9 protein-coding genes are annotated in these 17,045 nt (G+C 72.0%); 4 read left to right on the forward strand and 5 right to left on the reverse strand.

The window, feature by feature from the left end:
* Positions 1–401: 401 nt before the first annotated feature.
* Positions 402–932, reverse strand: coding sequence for a MarR family winged helix-turn-helix transcriptional regulator (locus ACIRRY_RS15140; protein ID WP_403972302.1), 531 nt, complete (start codon positions 930–932; stop codon positions 402–404).
* 119 nt (positions 933–1,051) lie between these two features.
* Here ACIRRY_RS15140 and ACIRRY_RS15145 point away from each other — a divergent pair, with 119 nt between their 5' ends.
* The gene (locus ACIRRY_RS15145; protein ID WP_403972304.1) at positions 1,052–2,335 is read left to right on the forward strand and encodes an MFS transporter; all 1,284 of its coding nucleotides are present in this window, start codon (positions 1,052–1,054) and stop codon (positions 2,333–2,335) included.
* 3 nt (positions 2,336–2,338) lie between these two features.
* Here ACIRRY_RS15145 and ACIRRY_RS15150 read toward each other — a convergent pair whose 3' ends face one another.
* Together ACIRRY_RS15150 and ACIRRY_RS15155 are read right to left on the reverse strand one after the other, a co-directional pair.
* Positions 2,339–3,997, reverse strand: a complete 1,659-nt coding sequence (locus ACIRRY_RS15150; RefSeq protein WP_403972306.1) for a SpoIIE family protein phosphatase — start codon at positions 3,995–3,997, stop codon at positions 2,339–2,341.
* Between the two features lie 165 nt (positions 3,998–4,162).
* Positions 4,163–5,530 carry an NAD(P)/FAD-dependent oxidoreductase gene (locus ACIRRY_RS15155; protein ID WP_403972308.1) on the reverse strand — a complete coding sequence of 456 codons (1,368 nt, stop codon included), beginning with the start codon at positions 5,528–5,530 and terminating at the stop codon, positions 4,163–4,165.
* 377 nt (positions 5,531–5,907) lie between these two features.
* On the opposite strand from ACIRRY_RS15155, the gene ACIRRY_RS15160 reads away from it, so the two are divergent.
* Positions 5,908–6,675 (forward strand): TetR/AcrR family transcriptional regulator, encoded by a 768-nt coding sequence (locus ACIRRY_RS15160; RefSeq protein ID WP_403972310.1) that lies wholly within the window; start codon positions 5,908–5,910, stop codon positions 6,673–6,675.
* A 602-nt stretch (positions 6,676–7,277) separates the two neighbouring features.
* Positions 7,278–9,317: a sigma-70 family RNA polymerase sigma factor gene (locus tag ACIRRY_RS15165; protein WP_403972312.1), complete on the forward strand. Its 2,040-nt coding sequence runs from the start codon at positions 7,278–7,280 to the stop codon at positions 9,315–9,317.
* On the opposite strand, the gene ACIRRY_RS15170 is transcribed toward ACIRRY_RS15165, so the two are convergent.
* Positions 9,304–12,582: a BTAD domain-containing putative transcriptional regulator gene (locus ACIRRY_RS15170; protein WP_403972314.1), complete on the reverse strand. Its 3,279-nt coding sequence runs from the start codon at positions 12,580–12,582 to the stop codon at positions 9,304–9,306. The two genes, ACIRRY_RS15165 and ACIRRY_RS15170, sit on opposite strands and share 14 nt — an antisense overlap.
* 174 nt (positions 12,583–12,756) lie before the next feature.
* Positions 12,757–14,835 carry an asparagine synthase-related protein gene (locus ACIRRY_RS15175; RefSeq protein WP_403972316.1) on the reverse strand — a complete coding sequence of 693 codons (2,079 nt, stop codon included), beginning with the start codon at positions 14,833–14,835 and terminating at the stop codon, positions 12,757–12,759.
* 671 nt (positions 14,836–15,506) lie between these two features.
* Between ACIRRY_RS15175 and ACIRRY_RS15180 the strand changes: the two genes are divergently transcribed.
* Positions 15,507–16,931 (forward strand): hypothetical protein, encoded by a 1,425-nt coding sequence (locus tag ACIRRY_RS15180; RefSeq protein ID WP_026151123.1) that lies wholly within the window; start codon positions 15,507–15,509, stop codon positions 16,929–16,931.
* Positions 16,932–17,045 lie beyond the last annotated feature (114 nt).

A 17,045-nucleotide genomic window follows, 5' to 3' on the forward strand; every position in this document is an offset into this window, starting at 1 on the left:
GTGCTTTCCAGGTTTCCGCTTCCGCGTTTCCCTTTCCGGCGGTTCCGACTCTACCAGATCCTTTCGGGCCTGATTCCCAGTCAGAGTGGGCTGCCCTCCCGGCCGTTGGGCCGTTCCGACGTCTCAAACCTTAGCCGATTCCCCCGGCGGAGTTCCAATCGAGGTCCAGTGACCTGATCGAACACAGCCGAGCCCAAATCGAATTGAATTCGGGCACGCCGAAATCAATCCCGTTGGGAGATCGTGCGGTTGGTTTGGGTTGCCGCTGTCGCGGCGGAGGTGCTGCCGGAGAACCGTTACGGCTCGGCGGCAACCCGAAGAAATTTACGGATCGAGCAAGGGCCTGTCAAGCACCCTCTGTCAAGATCTTTTATTGCGAGACGGATCGGGCCCGGCCGCGGTCAGTCCAGGTCACTCAGACGCCCGCCGGCGTCCGGCTGGGCGTGCTCCACCCTGCGCAGCAGGCGGGTCAGGACCTCGCCGAGGACAGTGCGCTCCTCCGAGGAGAGGTCCTGGAGGAGGTCCTCCTCGAAGACCGTCGCCATGCGCATCGCCTCCAGCCACTTGCCGCGGCCCTCGGGTGTCAGCTCCACGATCACGCGGACGCGGTTGGACTCGTCCCGCTCTCTGGTGACCAGTCCCTCGGCGACCATGCGATCGATGCGGTGGGTCATCGCGGCCGGCGTCAGGCCGAGGCGCTTGGCGAGGTCGCTCGGGCCCATCCGGTAGGGGGCGCCGGCGAGGACGAGGGCCTTGAGGACCTCCCACTCGGAGCTGCTCATGCCGAGGTTCGCGGTCTGGCGGCCGTACGCGACGTTCATGCGGCGGGTCAGGCGGCCCAGGGCCGAGACGATCTGCTCGACCTGGGGGTCGAGGTCCTTGAACTCGCGCTGGTAGGCGGCGATCTGCTCGTCGAGTGTCGGTTCGCCCATGGGCGTCAGTATCGCACGGGGTCGCTTGGCGTTGAAGTCCTTCTAGATGTACTGTTTAGCTTCGAAGTCTTCGGCACTAAGAAGTACCGGAGAGGACCAACTATCTGATTGAGGTGACCGTGACCAGGGCGATGGGCGCAGCGATGCGCCGGATCCACGTGGGCAACGCACTCAGCGCGTTCGGGCTCGGCTTCACCGTCCCTTACCTGTACGTCTATGTGGCGCAGGTGCGGGGCCTTGGATCCATGACGGCGGGTCTCGTACTCGCCGTCTTCGCCGTGGCCGCGCTGATCGTGCTGCCGTTCGCCGGACGGGCCATCGTCCGGCGTGGCCCGCGGCCGGTTCTGATCGTCGCCCTGGTCCTGGCCGCCGTAGGGTCGATGAGTTTGGGGCTGGCGGGGAGCGCTACGGCGGTGCTGCTGTCGGCTGCCGCGCTGGGGGCCGGGCAGGCCGTGATGCAGCCGGCGCTCGCCACGATGATCGTGGACTGTTCTACGTCCGAGACTCGGTCTCGTGCCTTCGCCATGCAGTTCTTTCTGCAGAACCTCGGGCTGGGCGTCGGCGGGCTCATCGGCGGTCATCTGGTCGACACGACCAGCGCGTCCTCGTTCACGCTGCTCTTCGGGATCGAGTCGGCGATGTTCCTGGTGCTCGCCGGTGTGGTGTCGACCGTGCGGATGCCGCACTCGCCCGCGATCGGTGACGCTCCCGCGCAGTCGGCCAAGGGTGCCTGGAAGCAGTTGCTCGGCAACCGCGCCATGGTGCAGCTGAGCGTGCTCGGCTTCGTGCTGTTCTTCGCCTGCTACGGGCAGTTCGAGTCGGGGCTGAGTGCGTACGGGGTCGAGGCGGCCGGGATCTCGACGTCCGCGCTCGGGACGGCGCTGGCCGCGAACACGGCGATGATCGTGGTCGCGCAGTTCGCGGTGCTGAAGTTCGTCGAGCGGCGCCGGCGGTCGCGGGTGATCGCGGCCGTAGGGCTGATCTGGGCGCTGGCGTGGGTCACGGCCGGGTTCGCGGGGCTCGGGCACGGGAGTCAGGAGATGGCTACGGCCGCGTTCGTGTCGACGTACGCGCTGTTCGGGCTCGGTGAGGCGATGCTGTCGCCGACCGTCGCCCCGCTGGTCGCCGATCTGGCGCCGGAGGGGATGGCCGGGCAGTACAACTCGGCCTTCGCGCTGGTGAAGCAGCTCGCGCTGGCCTTGGGGCCCGCGGTGGGCGGGCCGCTCGGGGCCTCGCTGCCGGCGCCGTACGTCGTGACGTTCTTCCTGTTCTCGCTGGGGATCAGTCTGCTCGCGGTGCGGCTGGGGCGGCAGTTGACCGCCGTACAGGATCAGCCGTGGCGGGCGAAGGGGAGTCGGGTCGTCGCTCGGGGGGCTGTGGAGCCTGTCGGAGTCGAGGCGTAGGGCTCATACCTGGGCGGTCTTGGGGAGGACGAACTCGCACCAGACCGCCTTGCCTCCGCCGGGGGTGCGGCGGGAGCCCCAGTTGGAGGCGATCGTGGCGACGATCGCGATGCCTCGGCCGGACTCGTCGGCCGGTTCCGCGCGGCGGCGGCGGGGGAGGTGGTCGTCGCCGTCCGTGACCTCGACGATGAGGCGGCGGTCGGTGCGGCGCAGGCGCAGGCGCATGGGTGGGGTGCCGTGCTGGAGGCTGTTGGCGACCAGTTCGCTCGCGGCCAGGACACCGAGGTCGTGCAGTTCGGTGGGGAAGCGCCAGCTCGTGAGGACTCCGGAGGCGAACGCACGCGCGCGTGGGGCCGCCTCCACTCCGCCGAGCAGCTCCAGGGCGGCGTTGCGGAAGAGTTCGCCGGCCGGGCCGGTGCGGGCCGGGTGGCGGACGACCAGGACGGCCACGTCGTCGTCGTGGTCCGCGGTGACCCCGAGGGAGCGGACCAGGCGGTCGCAGACGACCTGGGGGGTGCCGGTGGCGCCGGCCAACGCGCGCTCCAGGGAGGCGATTCCCTCGTCGAGGTCCTCGTCCCTGCGCTCCACCAGGCCGTCCGTGTAGAGGACCGCCGTGGAACCGGGGCTGAGGGCGATCGTGCCCGAGGAGTGGATCCAGCCGCCGGTGCCGAGCGGGGGGCCGGTGGGTTCGTCGGCGCGTTGGACCGTGCCCGACTCGTCGCGGACGAGGATCGGGAGGTGGCCCGCCGAGGCGTAGACCAGGCGGCCCTCGTTCGGGTCGAAGATGGCGTACACGCACGTGGCGATCTGGTTGGCGTCGATCTCCGTGGCGAGGCCGTCCAGGAGCTGGAGGATCTCGTGCGGGGGCAGGTCGAGGCGGGCGTACGCGCGGACGGCGGTGCGGAGTTGGCCCATGACGGCCGCCGCGCGGACGCCTCGGCCCATGACGTCGCCGATGACCAGGGCGGTGCGGCCGCCGCCGAGGGTGATCACGTCGTACCAGTCGCCGCCGACCGCGGCCTCGGTGCCGCCGGGCTGGTAGGTGGCGGCGATGCGCAGGTCGTCGGGCTCTTCGAGTTCCTGCGGGAGCAGGGAGCGCTGGAGGGTCACCGCCGTCTCGCGCTGGCGGCGTTCGCTGGCGCGCAGGCGCTCGGCGGCCTCGGCGTGGTCGGTGACGTCGGTGGCGAAGACCAGGACGCCGCCCTCGGCGCTGTCGGGGCTCTTGGCGACCGGGGTGCAGGTGAACGTGTACGAGCGGCCGCCGGGGGCCTTGCGGGACTTCAGGGTGCGGGGCTTGCCGCTGCGCAGGACCTGGTCGAGGAGCGGGAGCAGGCCCAGTTCGTCGAACTCGGGGAGTGCCTCGCGGGCCGGTGCGCCCAGGGGGCGGTCCCCGAAGGCCGCTGTGTAGGCGTCGTTGACGTACGCGATGCGCTGGTCGGGGCCGTGCACGAGGGCGACGAGGGCCGGGACGCGGTCGAGGACCTCGCGGACGGGCAGGTCGTCGACGGCGGGGACCGGCGGCGGCTCGTCGGTGAGCTGCTCGGCGCGGGCCGCGGGCACGGAACCTTCTCCCCGCCGGTCCGGGGTGACCGGGTGGTCGGTCCGCGCCGCGGCGCGGCGCTGCGTTCCGGGGAGCCGGGCGCTCCAACGCGTGAAGTTCACGAATCCTTGCCTCGTGTAGATGTCGTCGGCCGGTTCCGGACCCTGCCGGGGGTCCGGGGGCCACGCGGCGGGAGCCGCACATCGGTCGCGGCCAGTCTGGCAGTGTGGCGGACCCGGTCGATATTCGTCAGACGCCGGGGCGGCCCGTGGAGTTCCTCGGTCCGCTCAGTTCGACCCCTTCGGGTCGTGCGGAGGCTTTCCACCGGCCGCGAGTTCGAACTCCGCTCGGGGGTGTTCGAGTGAACCGAGGGAGACGATCTCCCGTTTGAAGAGCCCCGCCAGGGTCCATTCGGCGAGCACGCGGGCCTTGCGGTTGAAGGTGGGCACCCTGCTCAGGTGGTAGACGCGGTGCATGAACCAGGCAGGGTAGCCCTTCAGCTTCCGTCCGTAGACCTGCGCTACGCCTTTGTGCAGTCCCAGGGAGGCGACCGAGCCGACGTACTTGTGGGCGTACGTCTGGAGGGGCTCGTCGCGCAGGGAGTGGGCGATGTTGTCGCCGAGGATCTTGGCCTGGCGTACGGCGTGTTGGGCGTTGGGGGCGGTCTCGGTGCCGGGCCGGTCGGCGGTCACGTCGGGGACGGCCGCCGCGTCTCCCGCGGCCCACGCGTGCGTGGCGCCCTCGATCGTCAGCTCCGCGGTGCATTTGAGGCGGCCGTGCGCGGTGAGCGGGAGGTCGGTCGCGGCGATGACGGGGTGGGGCTTCACGCCGGCCGTCCACACGAGCGTGCGGGTCGGGAAGCGCTGGCCGTCGCTGAGGACGGCGACGCGGTCGACGCAGGATTCGAGGCGGGTCTCCAGGAGGACCTGGATGTTGCGTCTGCGGAGCTGGGTGACGGTGTAGGTGCCCATCTCCTCGCCGACCTCGGGGAGGATGCGGTTCGAGGCCTCCACGAGGATCCACTTCATGTCGTCGGCGTCGACGTTGTGGTAGTAGCGCACGGCGTAGCGGGCCATGTCCTCCAGCTCGCCGAGCGCCTCGACGCCGGCGTAACCGCCTCCTACGAAGACGAAGGTCAGCGCCGCGTCCCGGATCGCGGGGTCGCGGGTGGAGGAGGCGATGTCCATCTGCTCGATGACGTGGTTGCGCAGGCCGATGGCTTCCTCGACGGTCTTGAAACCGACGCCGTGGTCGGCGAGTCCGGGGATCGGCAGGGTGCGCGAGATCGAGCCGGGGGCCAGGACGAGTTCGTCGTACGACAGCTCTTCGGTGCCCGTGCCCTCCTCCTCGGTGGCGAGGGTGCTGAGGGTCGCGGTGCGCTTGCCGTGGTCGATGGCGGTGGCCTCGCCGATGATGACCCGGCATTGGCCGAGCACTCGGCGGAGCGGGACGACGACATGGCGGGGGGAGATCGAACCGGCGGCGGCCTCGGGGAGAAACGGCTGATACGTCATGTAAGGGTCGGGACTGACGACGGTGATCTCGACCTGCCCGCGCTTGATTTCACGTTTCAACTTCTTCTGAAGGCGCAGGGCCGTGTACATCCCGACGTAGCCGCCACCGACAACGAGAATGCGCGCGCGTTCCTTCACCATCCCATGACGCACCCGGCGCTGGAGTTTGTCCACAGCCTCGACAAATTGTGTGACCGGCGGCGGAGGGTGCGTGGGGGTGCCGAAAGTGCCGTCGTTGAGGGCAGGTTCGCAGGTCAGTGAGGGTGATCGGGGTGGTGCCCCAGGGTGCAATAGGGGCGTATGCGACCCGTACTCCGATCGGGGGGCGCTCCGTGCGGAACCTGCCCCTTCTGAATTGACCCCCTCTCAACTATGTTCGTGTGTCGACGGGGTGAAGGGGGATGTGCTCAGCGAGTCCGCGAAGAGCGGGGCTCGCGAACCGGGCTTGTCTCACGATGCTCCGGCTGCCGATGGCGGGGAGTCTCCGGGGGGAGACGTCATTAACCGGGGGAACGTGTATGCATATTCAGGATTCTCATTGGACATCCGCGTCAGCCGTCGCATCCGGCGGCGCGGTCGGAGCGGCGGGAAACGGACGTGGGGACTCCTCGCGGACGACGCCGTTGCGGGTGGACGCACAGCGCAATCTGGAGCACGTGCTGCGGGCGGCGCGTGAGGTCTTCGGCGAACTCGGTTACGGGGCGCCGATGGAGGATGTGGCGCGACGCGCGCGGGTCGGTGTCGGCACGGTGTACCGGCGCTTCCCGAGCAAGGACGTCCTGGTGCGCCGGATAGCCGAGGAGGAGACCTCCCGGCTGACCGACCAGGCGCGTTCGGCGCTCGGCCAGGAGGACGAGCCGTGGTCGGCGCTGTCGCGCTTCCTGCGGACGTCGGTGGCCTCGGGCGCGGGGCGACTGCTGCCGCCGCAGGTGCTGCGGGTGGGCGTCGCCGACGAGGGCGCCGAAGGCGCTCTGCTGGACGAGGCGCGGGTGCCGCAGCAGCGGACGCAGCCGGGCACGGGCGAGTTGCGGTTGGTGCCGGAGGAGTCGGCGGGGTCCTTGGGCCCCGGTTACGACGCCGGGGCGACGGCGCTGCTGGAGGTCGTGGGGCAACTCGTGGACCGTGCGCGGGCGGCGGGTCAGTTGCGGGCGGACGTGTCGGTGTCGGATGTGTTGCTGGTGATCGCCACGGCGGCGCCTTCGTTGCCGGATGCTGCGCAGCAGGCTGCGGCGTCGGCGCGGTTGCTGGACATCTTGCTGGAGGGGTTGCGGTCTCGGCCGTTGTGAGAGGACGCCGTCGGGTGGGGGTGCCGTCCGGTGGGGGTGCCGGTCCTGGGGGCTGCGCCCCCAGACCCCCGCTTCGGCCCTGAAGGGGCCTCGTCCTCAAACGCCGGACGGGCTGAATTTGTGGGCCCGTGTCGAAAGGCGCCGGACGGGCTGATTGTGCGGGCCTGTGCCAAAGAGATGCCGGACGGGCTGAATTTGTGGGCCCGTCTCGAAAGGTGCCGGACGGGCTGAATTTGTGAGCCTGCGCCGAAAGGGTGCCGGACGCGCTGAGTGATGTCGACCTGCGCCGAAAAGGTGCCGGACGGCCTGGCGCCCGCGTGACTCGAATAGGTGACTGTGGAGCGCGGCCCCCGTGCCGTCCACGCGCCACATGACCCTTGGGCGCATTTCCGGCATTACGGGCATCGACGTCAACTCCCAGCGCACGTACGACAGTTGATCCTTCCCCGGAGGGGTGAACGCTAGTACTGCGTTGCGGGAAGTCCCCACGGATGAGTGGAAGGTCTGCATGACGGGGTCCTGAACAAAAGCCAATATGGCTACGCTGACACGGTGTTCGGGACTGGTTGGGCTGGTTGGGCAGGCGGCGGGGGCTTTCCGCGATGAGCGTTGACGGGCGTGACGAGTCACTGGGTGACGGTGACCCGGAGGCCGGTGGGCTGACCTCACCACAGGTGCCGAGTCAGGGTGGGCCGAGTGGTGTTCCCCAGGGCGGTGTCCCCCAGAGTGCTGCCCCCCGGGGTGGCGATCCCGGGGAGGGCAGCGTCCCGCCGCAGCGCGAGGGCAGTGTGCTGCCACCACGTGACGGCGGTGTCCTGCCGCCCCCGCTGGAGATGCCCCCCGCCGACGCCTCGTTGATCGAGCGGATGCGTGCCGGTGACGACACGGCGTACGAGGAGTTGTACCGGCGCCACGCGGACGCCGTGCGCCGTTACGCCCGCACCTGTTGCCGGGACGGGCACACCGCCGACGATCTCACCGCCGAGGTGTTCGCCCGCATGCTCCAGGCGGTGCGCGGCGGGTCCGGGCCCGAGCACGCCGTACGCGCCTATCTGCTGACCTCCGTCCGGCGCGTCGCCGCGAACTGGACGAAGTCTGCGAAGCGCGAGCAACTCGTCGACGACTTCGCGGTGTTCGCAGCGCAGTCCGCGCGCGTGTCGGAAGTGTCGGACGACACCGCATCCATCGGCTCCTTCGGAGCGGGCATCGATCTGGGCGCCGATGTGCGGGCCATGCACGTGGCCGAGCAGTCGATGGCCATGCAGGCCTTCCGGTCGCTGCCCGAGCGGTGGCAGGCCGTGCTGTGGCACACCGAGGTCGAGGACGAGTCGCCGAGCGACGTCGCCACGCTCTTCGGGCTCGACGCCAACGGCACGCGTGTGCTGGCCAGTCGGGCCCGCGAGGGGCTCAAGCAGGCCTATCTCCAGGCCCACGTCAGCGCCACCCTCACCGACGACGAGGAGTGCGCGCGCTACGCCGACCAGCTCGGCACCTACGCCCGCCGCCGGCTGCGCACGCGCGCCGAACGGGGGCTGCGCAAGCACCTGGAGGAGTGCGCCAAGTGCCGGCTGGCCGCGCTGCAGATCGAGGAGGTCGCCAGCGGTATCCCGGCGGTCGTCCCGGTCGCGGTCATCGGCTGGTTCGGCGCCGCCGGGTACGCCAAGGCGGTCGCCCTCATCGCGGGCGGCGCGGGAGCGGGCGCGGCCGGTGCCGCGGGTGCCGCTGCCGCGGCGAGCGGGAGTTCGTCCGGCGGGGCGGGTGCCGCAGGTGCGTCCGCCGCGGCCGGCGGCAGCTCGTCGGGCGGGGCCGGTGCCGGGGGCGCGGCGGCGTCCGAGGGGCTCGGCGCGCCGGTGAAGGCGGGCATCGCGGCCGGTGTGGTCGCCGCGGCCACCGCGGCGGCGATCGCCCTCGCGCTGACCGGCGGCACCGACCACCCCCCGAAGTCGCCCGAGGCGAAAACGGCGCCCTCGTCCTCCCCCGTCGCCAAGCCCGAGTCACCGACCCCGGTGCCGCCGAAGAGGCAACCCGCCCAGGAACCTGTGGTGTTGGCACCGAAGCCGACGCCCACTCCGACCCCGTCGCCCACCCCCGCACCCAGATCCAGTCCCGCCCCGAAGGCGACCCCGACCCCGGAGCCGACCCCCACACCCACCCCCACGCCGACCCCCAGTCCCACCCCTACTCCGACCCCGACGCCCCCACCCGCGCCGACGATCTTCCAGGTCAGCGAACTCTCCTACAACGTCAACGGCGACGGCACCGCCCCGGAGATCCGGCTCGGCGCGAGCAGTTGGGTGTGGCAGCGCTACGGCGTCTCGATCGGCGGCACGCGGTACGCGCACGGGGTGACCGTGCACGGCCGCTCCTCCGTCACGATCGACCTCAACCGCCCGTGCGTCTCCTACGACGCGACGGTCGGCGTCGACGACATGACGCTCGGGATCGGCAGGGTCACCTTCTCGGTGTACGCCGACGGGGTCCGGCTGTGGCGGTCCGGGGAGATCGCCGGCGGGGACCCGGCGGTGCCCGTCCACGTCGACATCTCCGGGCGCACGACCGTACGGCTGGTGGTCGAACCGCACAGCTCCTTCGACAGCCTGGCGCTGGCGGACTGGGCGGAGTCGAAGTTCACGTGCAGGTAGAGGTGCTGCCGGAGCTGCCGCTAGGGGTACTGGGAGAGTTGGGCAGTTCGGCAAGTACCTCGTCCATCGTGAGAGTCTCGCCGCGGGCGCGTTCGGCGGCGTAGCGCTCGGCGCCGAGGCCGGCGCGGGCCGTGGTCTCGGTGCGCTCGACCCGGGCGCGCTCCGGCATGGGGCGCGGATGGCCGCCGCGCCAGCGGTCGCCCACGGCCAACAGCCGTACCGCGCGCGGTAGTTCGCCGAGCTCGGCACAGAGCAGGGCCGCCTGGTCGACCAGCATCCCGATCAGCGCGTCGGCGCAGTTCTGCTCCACGGCCTCGCGCAGGGTGACGGTCATCATCGCCAGGCCGGGCCCCGGACCGGACTCGGCGGCCGTGACCAGGGCGGCGATCCCGTTCAGGCCCGCCTTGAACTGCGGTGGGGGCGTGCCCTTCTCGCTCTCCGCGCGGGCCCGGTCGCTCAACTCCCGCGCGTGGGCGATCTCCCCGTCCTCCAGGGCGATGTGCGCGCGCAGCATCAGGACGAACGCGCGGGCGTCCGGTACGCCGTGCCGCTCGGACTCCTCGGTCGCCTCGTCCAGGCCGGCCAGCGCGCTGTCGCGGTCGCCCGCGCGGAAGGCGAGTTCGGCGAGGCGGGCGACGAGGAACGGGGTCTCGGTGTAGGCGCCGACCTCGTAGGCCAGCTCCAGTGCCTCCTCGTACGCCGTCCTCGCCTCCTCGAAGCGGCCGCGGACCATGGCGGCCTCGCCGACCGCGCTGGAGACCTGGGCGCGCACCCAGCGGTCGCCGACGCGTCGGCAGAGCACCTTGAGCGCCTTCAGGTCCTCGTCGATGCCCGCCATGCCGCCCGGGGAGTCGACGAGGAGGTGCGTGCGGAACATCAGCAGGACCGCGTTCTCCCAATCGCCGCCGTGGGCACGGACGTTGACGACCGCCGCCTCCATGGCGGGCCGGATGTCCATCGTCTCGGTGAGGAAGTAGGCGGTGAGCGGCCAGATGAGCCCGGGCATCCGGGCCGCATGTGGGCCGCCGGCGGCGAAGAAGCCCTGGATCAGCTTCATGTACTCCCACATGCGCTCGTCCAGCAGGCCGTCCGCCGTACGGCCCAGCAGCTCGGACTCGGCCCTGAGGAAGAGGTTCAGCAGCCGCAGGTCCATCCGCCGGCCGTGCAGGGGGTGGCGGGCGTCCGCCTCCGGGTCGGCGACGTAGGCCTCGTACGGGTCCTGGTCGGACCCCTCCGGTGTGGTCAGGGCGAGGACGCGGATCACCCATTCCGCACCCTCTGGGCGGTAGTTGCGCAGCCACCAGAACCAGCCGACGGCGAGGACCAGGGCGCCCGCCTCCGCCTCGTCGCGCGCGGCGACGGAGCGGGCGAGGGCGGCCCGGATGTTGTCGAGTTCGGTCTCCAGGCGGGCGATCCACGGGAGTTGGTCGCCGGAGCGGAGCAGGGGCTCGGCCTCCTCGACGAGGGCGCGCATCCAGGCGCGGTGCCGGCGCTCGGCCGCGGCTCGCGGCCCGGGGGTCTCGGCGGCGCGCTCGACGGCGTACTCGTGGATGGTCTCCAGCATGCGGTAGCGCATGCCGCCGTCGGCCTCTCCCGGGGTGGCCACGATCAGGGACTTGTCGACCAGGGACCCGATGAGATGGGCCGCGGGGCCGGTGCACACGGCCTCCGCCGCCGCGAGGTCCCAGCCGCCGGCGAACACCGAGACCTCGCGCAGCACCGTCCGCTCGGGCTCGTCGAGCAGCTCCCAGGACCAGTCGACGACGGCCCGCAGGGTCTGCTGGCGGGGCAGTACCGTGCGGCTTCCGGTGGTGAGGAGGCGGAAGCGGTCGTCGAGGCGGTCGGCGATCTGGCGCGGGGTGAGCAACCGGAGCCGGGCGGCGGCCAGTTCGATGGCCAGGGGCAGGCCGTCGAGGCGCCGGCAGATCTCCGCGACCGCCTCCGTGTCCTGGAGCACGGTCGCCGCGTCGGGGCGGACTGCGGCGGCGCGCTCCCCGAAGAGGCAGTGCGCCTGGTCCGGGACGAGGGGCTCGACCGGGCGCACGGACTCGCCGGGGACGCCCAGGGGTTCACGGCTGGTGGCGAGGATCGTGAGCCCCGGGCAGCGGGTCAGGAGGGTCTCGGCGAGGTCGGCCACGGCGCCGATGACATGTTCGCAGTTGTCAAGGATCAGGAGTCGGCCGCGCGAGGCGCAGTACTCCACCAGCAGGGCGACCGGGTCGTCCTGTGTGGTGATCAACTCGGTGGTCAGCAGGGCGGTCTCGCGCAGACCGAGGGCACTGACCACCGCGCCCGGCACCGCCTCCGGCCGGTCGAGCCGGGCCAGCTCGACCAGCCACGCCTGCGGGAGCCCGGCGGCGGCTTCCTCGGCGAGACGGGTCTTTCCGGAGCCGCCCGGTCCGGTGAGCGTGACGAGACGGGCCCTGTGCAATTCGGAACGGATGGCGGCGATCTCGGGTTCCCGGCCCACGAAAGAGGTAAGCCGCGGACGCAGGTTGCCGTCGCGTTCGGGCCGCACGGGGGCAACGGGCGCCGCGTTCGCCGTCGCCGACGGTGTGAGCAACTCACCGTGCAGCGCCCGGAGTTCCGGACCCGGGTCGGTGCCCAGCCCCTCGGCGAGCGCGCGCCGGGCCGCCTCGTACGCGGCGAGCGCGTCGGCCCCGCGGCCCGAGTCGCGCAGGGCACGGATGAGGAGGGCGTGCAGCGGTTCGTCGTAGGGATGCGCCGCGGTCAGTTCCTTCAACTCCGGTACGGCGTCGGCGGCGCGGCCGAGCAGGAGGCCGGCCTCGACCCGCGCGCGGGTGGCCTCCTGGCGCAGCGCCTCGGGGCGGGCCGCGGCGGACCTGTCCGGGAGGTCGGCGAGCGCGGGCCCGCGCCACAGGGCGAGCGCCTCGCCGAGTTCGCGGGCGGCGGCGGTCGCGTCGTCCCGGTCCAGGGCGGCCGTGCCCTGGCGCACCAACCCTTCGAAGACGTACAGGTCCACGTCGTCCCGGGTCGCCGCGAGCCGGTAGCCGCCTGGGTCGGAGGCGATCGCATCCTTACCGAGGGTGCGTCGGAGGCGGCCGATCAGTGCCTGGAGGGCGGCGGGGGCGTCCTGGGGAGGCTCCTCCGCCCACACCTCGTCGATCAGGGTCCCGAAGGGGACGACCCGCCCCGGGTGCAGCGCGAGCACGGCGAGCAGCGCGCGCAGGCGTGCGCCGCCGAGGGGCACGTCGGTGCCGTGTTCGTTCTCCGCCCGGGTGCTGCCCAGGATTCTGTACCGCACCGGGTCATTGTCCCCGGGCGGGCGGCACAAGGTCACGGCGTTTCGCGGTGGGGCGGGGGCGGAGGGCGGTTTGTGGCGGTGTGCGGCCCCGTATGTCGATCGTCACCGGCATCCGACCGGGTGTCGCGCAGCTTTCCTGACCGGCAGAACACAGCACCCTTCAGGTGCCCCCGCTCACCCGCCGGAGGCCAGCGCCCCCCGCTGCGGCCTGATCCCCTCCGGCACCGCACGCGCGCGTGCGGGTGTTCCGGTCCAGCAGGTGCCCCGGCGGGCGAGCAGTCGGCCCAGCCACAGTTCCAGGGAGACCAGGTCCGCGAGGCCGTCCAGGGGCAGTGGTTCTCCCTGGGCCGCCGCGCGCAGCGCCTTGCGGACGACGCGGGCCTCCACCAGACCCGCCTGCGCGAGCAGAGGTGTGGCGAAGAGGTCCATCAGGGAGTCCGCGGACACCCGCAGGCCCTTGCGGGCCGCGGCCGCCGCCGACGCGTGGGAGGGGGCGCCCCAGCCGGGCGGGAGGTCCCCGACGCCGGCGCCCTCCAGGACCGTACGGAGGATGGCCGCGCGGGCGCCCGGCTGCACCCGTAGCGCCTCGGGAAGGGACCGGCAGGCGCGGACCACCTGGTTGTCGAGGAAGGGGGTGTGCAGGCGCTGGGAGCGGATCTCGGCGGCCTGTTCCAGGATGCGGAGGTCGGAGGCGTGACGGGCGAGGGCCGCACGCGCGCGGAAGTCACCGGGGCGCTGGCCCGGGCCGCTGCCCTGACGGCTCGGCGCACCTTGCAGGCGAACCGATACTTCAGCCAGGGCCTCACCGGTCAGCCAACGGGCGGCGGGCCCCGGTCTGGCCCAGGTGAGCGCCGCGAGGGAGGCCCCGACCGCGCCTCCGGGCTCGTCGAAGCGCTTCTGCAGAAGTCGGTCGGCGAGGACTTCGAGTCCCGCGCCGTAGGGCGTACGGGCGAGGCGGCGGGCCGCACCGTACACGCGCCCGGGGACCATCACCGAACCGTCCGCCTTCGCCAACGCGGCCACCGGGCGCACCAGATGACGTCGTTTGCGGTCCATCAGGAGGTCGGCGAGGCGGGCCGGGTGCGCGTCCAGGACCTGTCGGGCGCCGTACCCGGTGAAGTGGTCGGCGCTGCCCGCGGCGAGCCGCGCGCGGTGGCGGGCCGCGGTGATCAGGGAGGGGCCGGGTTCGTCGGTGAGCGGGCCGTCGAGTTCGGCGTACGGCAGGACGTCCTCGCCGCCGGTCACCACCACGTGGTGCAGACGCGGGTTGGCCGCGAGGGTGCCCGCGCGCTCCACCTCGGACTCGCGCCCCGGCACGGCGAGATCGTTGAACGTGACGGCGAGGAGCCGCTCGCCCGCGCCGGTGCCGTGCCCCAGGACCGTGCCCGGAGCTCCCGGAAGCCCGGCGGCGAGCAGAGCCAGCGTCCCGGAGGCGGGCCCCCCGGAGAGGTCCGCCCCGATCCCGGGAACGGGCATCCCACGCGCGGCACGCCGTTCGGCGGGCCCCATCCCGGGGACGGGCCCGGGGTCGATGTCGGGAACGTGCCGGGGCGCGGACAGGCGCGTACGCACCGCGTCGACGAGTGCGTCCCGTACGGCGTCCACCGCGCTGTCCGGGTCGACGGCCGCCGCGGCGACGGCGAGGGAGGCGACCGGCTCGTACCCGGCGATCTCGCGCGCCCCGGCGCGCAGCACCAGCGCATGCCCCGGCGGAATGCGCCGTACCCCGGCGTACGGCGTCGAGTCGTGCAGCGCGGCCGGTACGTCCGGGGCGGCGAGCAGCGCGGCGAGGTGACCGAAGTCGAGGTTGGCCTCGATGAGGTCGGCGAGCGGGAGCGCGGCCGTGGAGTACGCCGTACCGCCGGCCCAGGGGGTGTAGAACACCGGCTTGGCGCCCGCGAGATCGCCGCAGACCATGGTGCGGCGGTTGACCTTGACGACCGCCGTGTAGCTGCCGGACCAGGCCGTCAGATGCCGAAGTGCCCCTCCGCGCGCGGAGAACAGGCTCAGCCGCAGTTCCTCGTCGGAGGCGCCGCAGGTGCCGAGGACCGCGATCCGCGTCTCGGCGTCGACCTTCACGACCCGTACCTCGTCGGGCCGCCAGTCGCCGACCGCCCACAGCGGATCCGGGTCTCCCCACAGGAGTTGGGACCCCACCGGGTGCACCGTCTCACCGTCGAGCCCGGTCGCCCCCGCGGAACCGATCGCGGCGGCTCCAGCGGCGGTACTGCTCCATCCCACCAACCACCGCATCGACGCCTCCACAGGCTGTGGACAACCAGTGCACCGCACGAACTGGGCACCATGCTGCCATGAAGGACGCCTTCCGGAGGGCCGGAGAAGCCGCTTGAGATCGCGTGAAGACGCCCTGGACGAGGGACAACCGGACAAGGAAGACCCTACGTCCGCGACGCGAATGCGCCCCCGATACGCTCCCCCAAAACACCTAACGCGCCCTCAACTCCCGTGGTAGGAGCGGTATTCGGCGCCGAGAGGCAGGGGCGATTTTCGGCCAAATCGGCGCGAGGGGCACGGCTTCGCGCACGCTCCGTACATGCCGTGCGCACCGCTTCGTACCGCGCACAGTCCGGGAGGCGGAGTACGCCTCCCGGACCGGTCCGCCGCCCGCGGGGATGTAGGCGGCGGTGTCCCCCAGCCCACTGGATCCAGTACAGCGGGCCGACCCACGCACGATCCATGGAACCGCTCCCCCGATGGCCGGAGAAGAGCGCACGCACAGGCGCACGGCCACACGGCGGGGGCTCGTCGCAACCCTGCGTGCAAACCCCGCACTCGCGTACGGACCACAATCCCGCCATCCGGAACAATGCCCCTTAACGCTTGGGATGCGGCGAACTACGCTGGGTTTACGAATGCCGGGTGGTTATGCCAGCACGGCAGCCGTCTGTGTCGAGGGGTGGCGCATGTCCAGGGAGCAACGCGGGCCGAACGAAAAACTCGGCACCGTTCTCGCCCTCGCGGGAATCAGCAACGCAGGACTCGCGCGTCGCGTCAACGATCTTGGCGCTCAACGCGGGTTGACACTTCGCTACGACAAGACGTCGGTGGCGCGCTGGGTGTCGAAGGGGATGGTGCCCCAGGGCGCCGCCCCGCACCTCATCGCGGCCGCCATCGGCCAGAAGCTCGGCCGCCCTGTGCCGCTCCACGAGATCGGCCTGGCGGACGCGGATCCCGCACCGGAAGTGGGCCTCGCCTTTCCGCGGGACGTCGGCCAAGCCGTGCGTTCCGCAACGGAGTTGTACCGACTCGACCTCGCCGGCCGCCGGGCCGGCTCCGGGGGCATCTGGCAGTCGCTCGCCGGGTCGTTCGCAGTCAGCGCATACGCAACGCCCGCCTCACGGTGGCTCATAACCCCGGCCGACAGTTCGGTGGCGCGCGAGGCCAACTCCGCGGAGAGCTCCGGGACGCCGCTCAAAGTCGGCCACAGCGATGTGCAGAAACTGCGGGAGGCCGCGGAGGACGCCAGGCGCTGGGACTCCAAGTACGGCGGCGGTGACTGGCGTTCGTCGATGGTGCCGGAGTGTCTGCGGGTGGAGGCGGCACCGCTGCTGCTCGGCTCGTACTCCGACGAGGTCGGCAGGGCGCTGTTCGGCGCGAGTGCCGAACTCACACGCCTGGCCGGGTGGATGGCCTTCGACACCGGGCAACAGGAGGCGGCGCAGCGGTACTACATCCAGGCGCTGCGCCTTGCCCGCGCGGCGGCGGACGTGCCCCTGGGCGGCTATGTCCTGGCGTCGATGTCGTTGCAGGCGACCTACCGGGGCTTCGGCGACGAGGGCGTCGACCTCGCGCAGGCCGCCCTGGAGCGCAACAGAGGCCTCGCCACGGCCCGCACGATGAGTTTCTTCCGGCTCGTCGAGGCGCGGTCCCACGCGAAGGCGGGGGACGCGCAGGCGGCGGGCGCGGCGCTCAAGGCTGCGGAGGGGTGGCTGGAGCGGTCCCGCGAGGGCGACAACGATCCGTCGTGGCTCGGCTTCTACGGCTACGACCGGTTCGCCGCCGACGCCGCCGAGTGCTACCGGGATCTGAAGGCGCCCCGTCAGGTGCGGCGGTTCACCGAGCAGGCGTTGTCGAAGCCGACGGAGGAGTTCGTGCGCTCGCATGGTCTCCGGCTCGTTGTTTCGGCTGTCGCCGAGTTGGAGTCGGGGAATCTTGATGCGGCGTGTGAGCAGGGGGTGCGGGCGGTGGAGGTTGCCGGGCGGATCTCTTCTGCCCGGACCACCGAGTACGTGAAGGATCTTCTGCACCGGCTGGAGCCGTACGGGGATGAGCCGCGGGTGGTTGAGCTGCGGGAGAGGGCTCGGCCGTTGTTGATGGCGCCCGCCTAGGGATTTGCCTGGCTTGTGTCGACTTGCGAGTACCGGTTCGTCGTGACTGGTCGCGCCCACGCGGCGGAGCCGCATGTCGACACAGCCCCGCCCCCCTTAGGGGGCTGCCCTTCC

The sequence above is a fragment of the Streptomyces sp. NPDC101776 genome, assembly GCF_044766845.1.
Classification (GTDB): Bacteria; Actinomycetota; Actinomycetes; order Streptomycetales; family Streptomycetaceae; genus Streptomyces.

What these genes read in the sequence shown, in the direction of transcription:
- ACIRRY_RS15160 (WP_403972310.1), top strand. Translation starts at nt 5,908, where the DNA reads ATGCATATTCAGGATTCTCATTGGACATCCGCGTCAGCCGTCGCATCC.
- ACIRRY_RS15165 (WP_403972312.1), top strand. Translation starts at nt 7,278, where the DNA reads ATGAGCGTTGACGGGCGTGACGAGTCACTGGGTGACGGTGACCCGGAG.
- ACIRRY_RS15175 (WP_403972316.1), bottom strand. Translation starts at nt 14,835, where the DNA reads ATGCGGTGGTTGGTGGGATGGAGCAGTACCGCCGCTGGAGCCGCCGCG.
- ACIRRY_RS15155 (WP_403972308.1), bottom strand. Translation starts at nt 5,530, where the DNA reads ATGGTGAAGGAACGCGCGCGCATTCTCGTTGTCGGTGGCGGCTACGTC.
- ACIRRY_RS15140 (WP_403972302.1), bottom strand. Translation starts at nt 932, where the DNA reads ATGGGCGAACCGACACTCGACGAGCAGATCGCCGCCTACCAGCGCGAG.
- ACIRRY_RS15180 (WP_026151123.1), top strand. Translation starts at nt 15,507, where the DNA reads ATGTCCAGGGAGCAACGCGGGCCGAACGAAAAACTCGGCACCGTTCTC.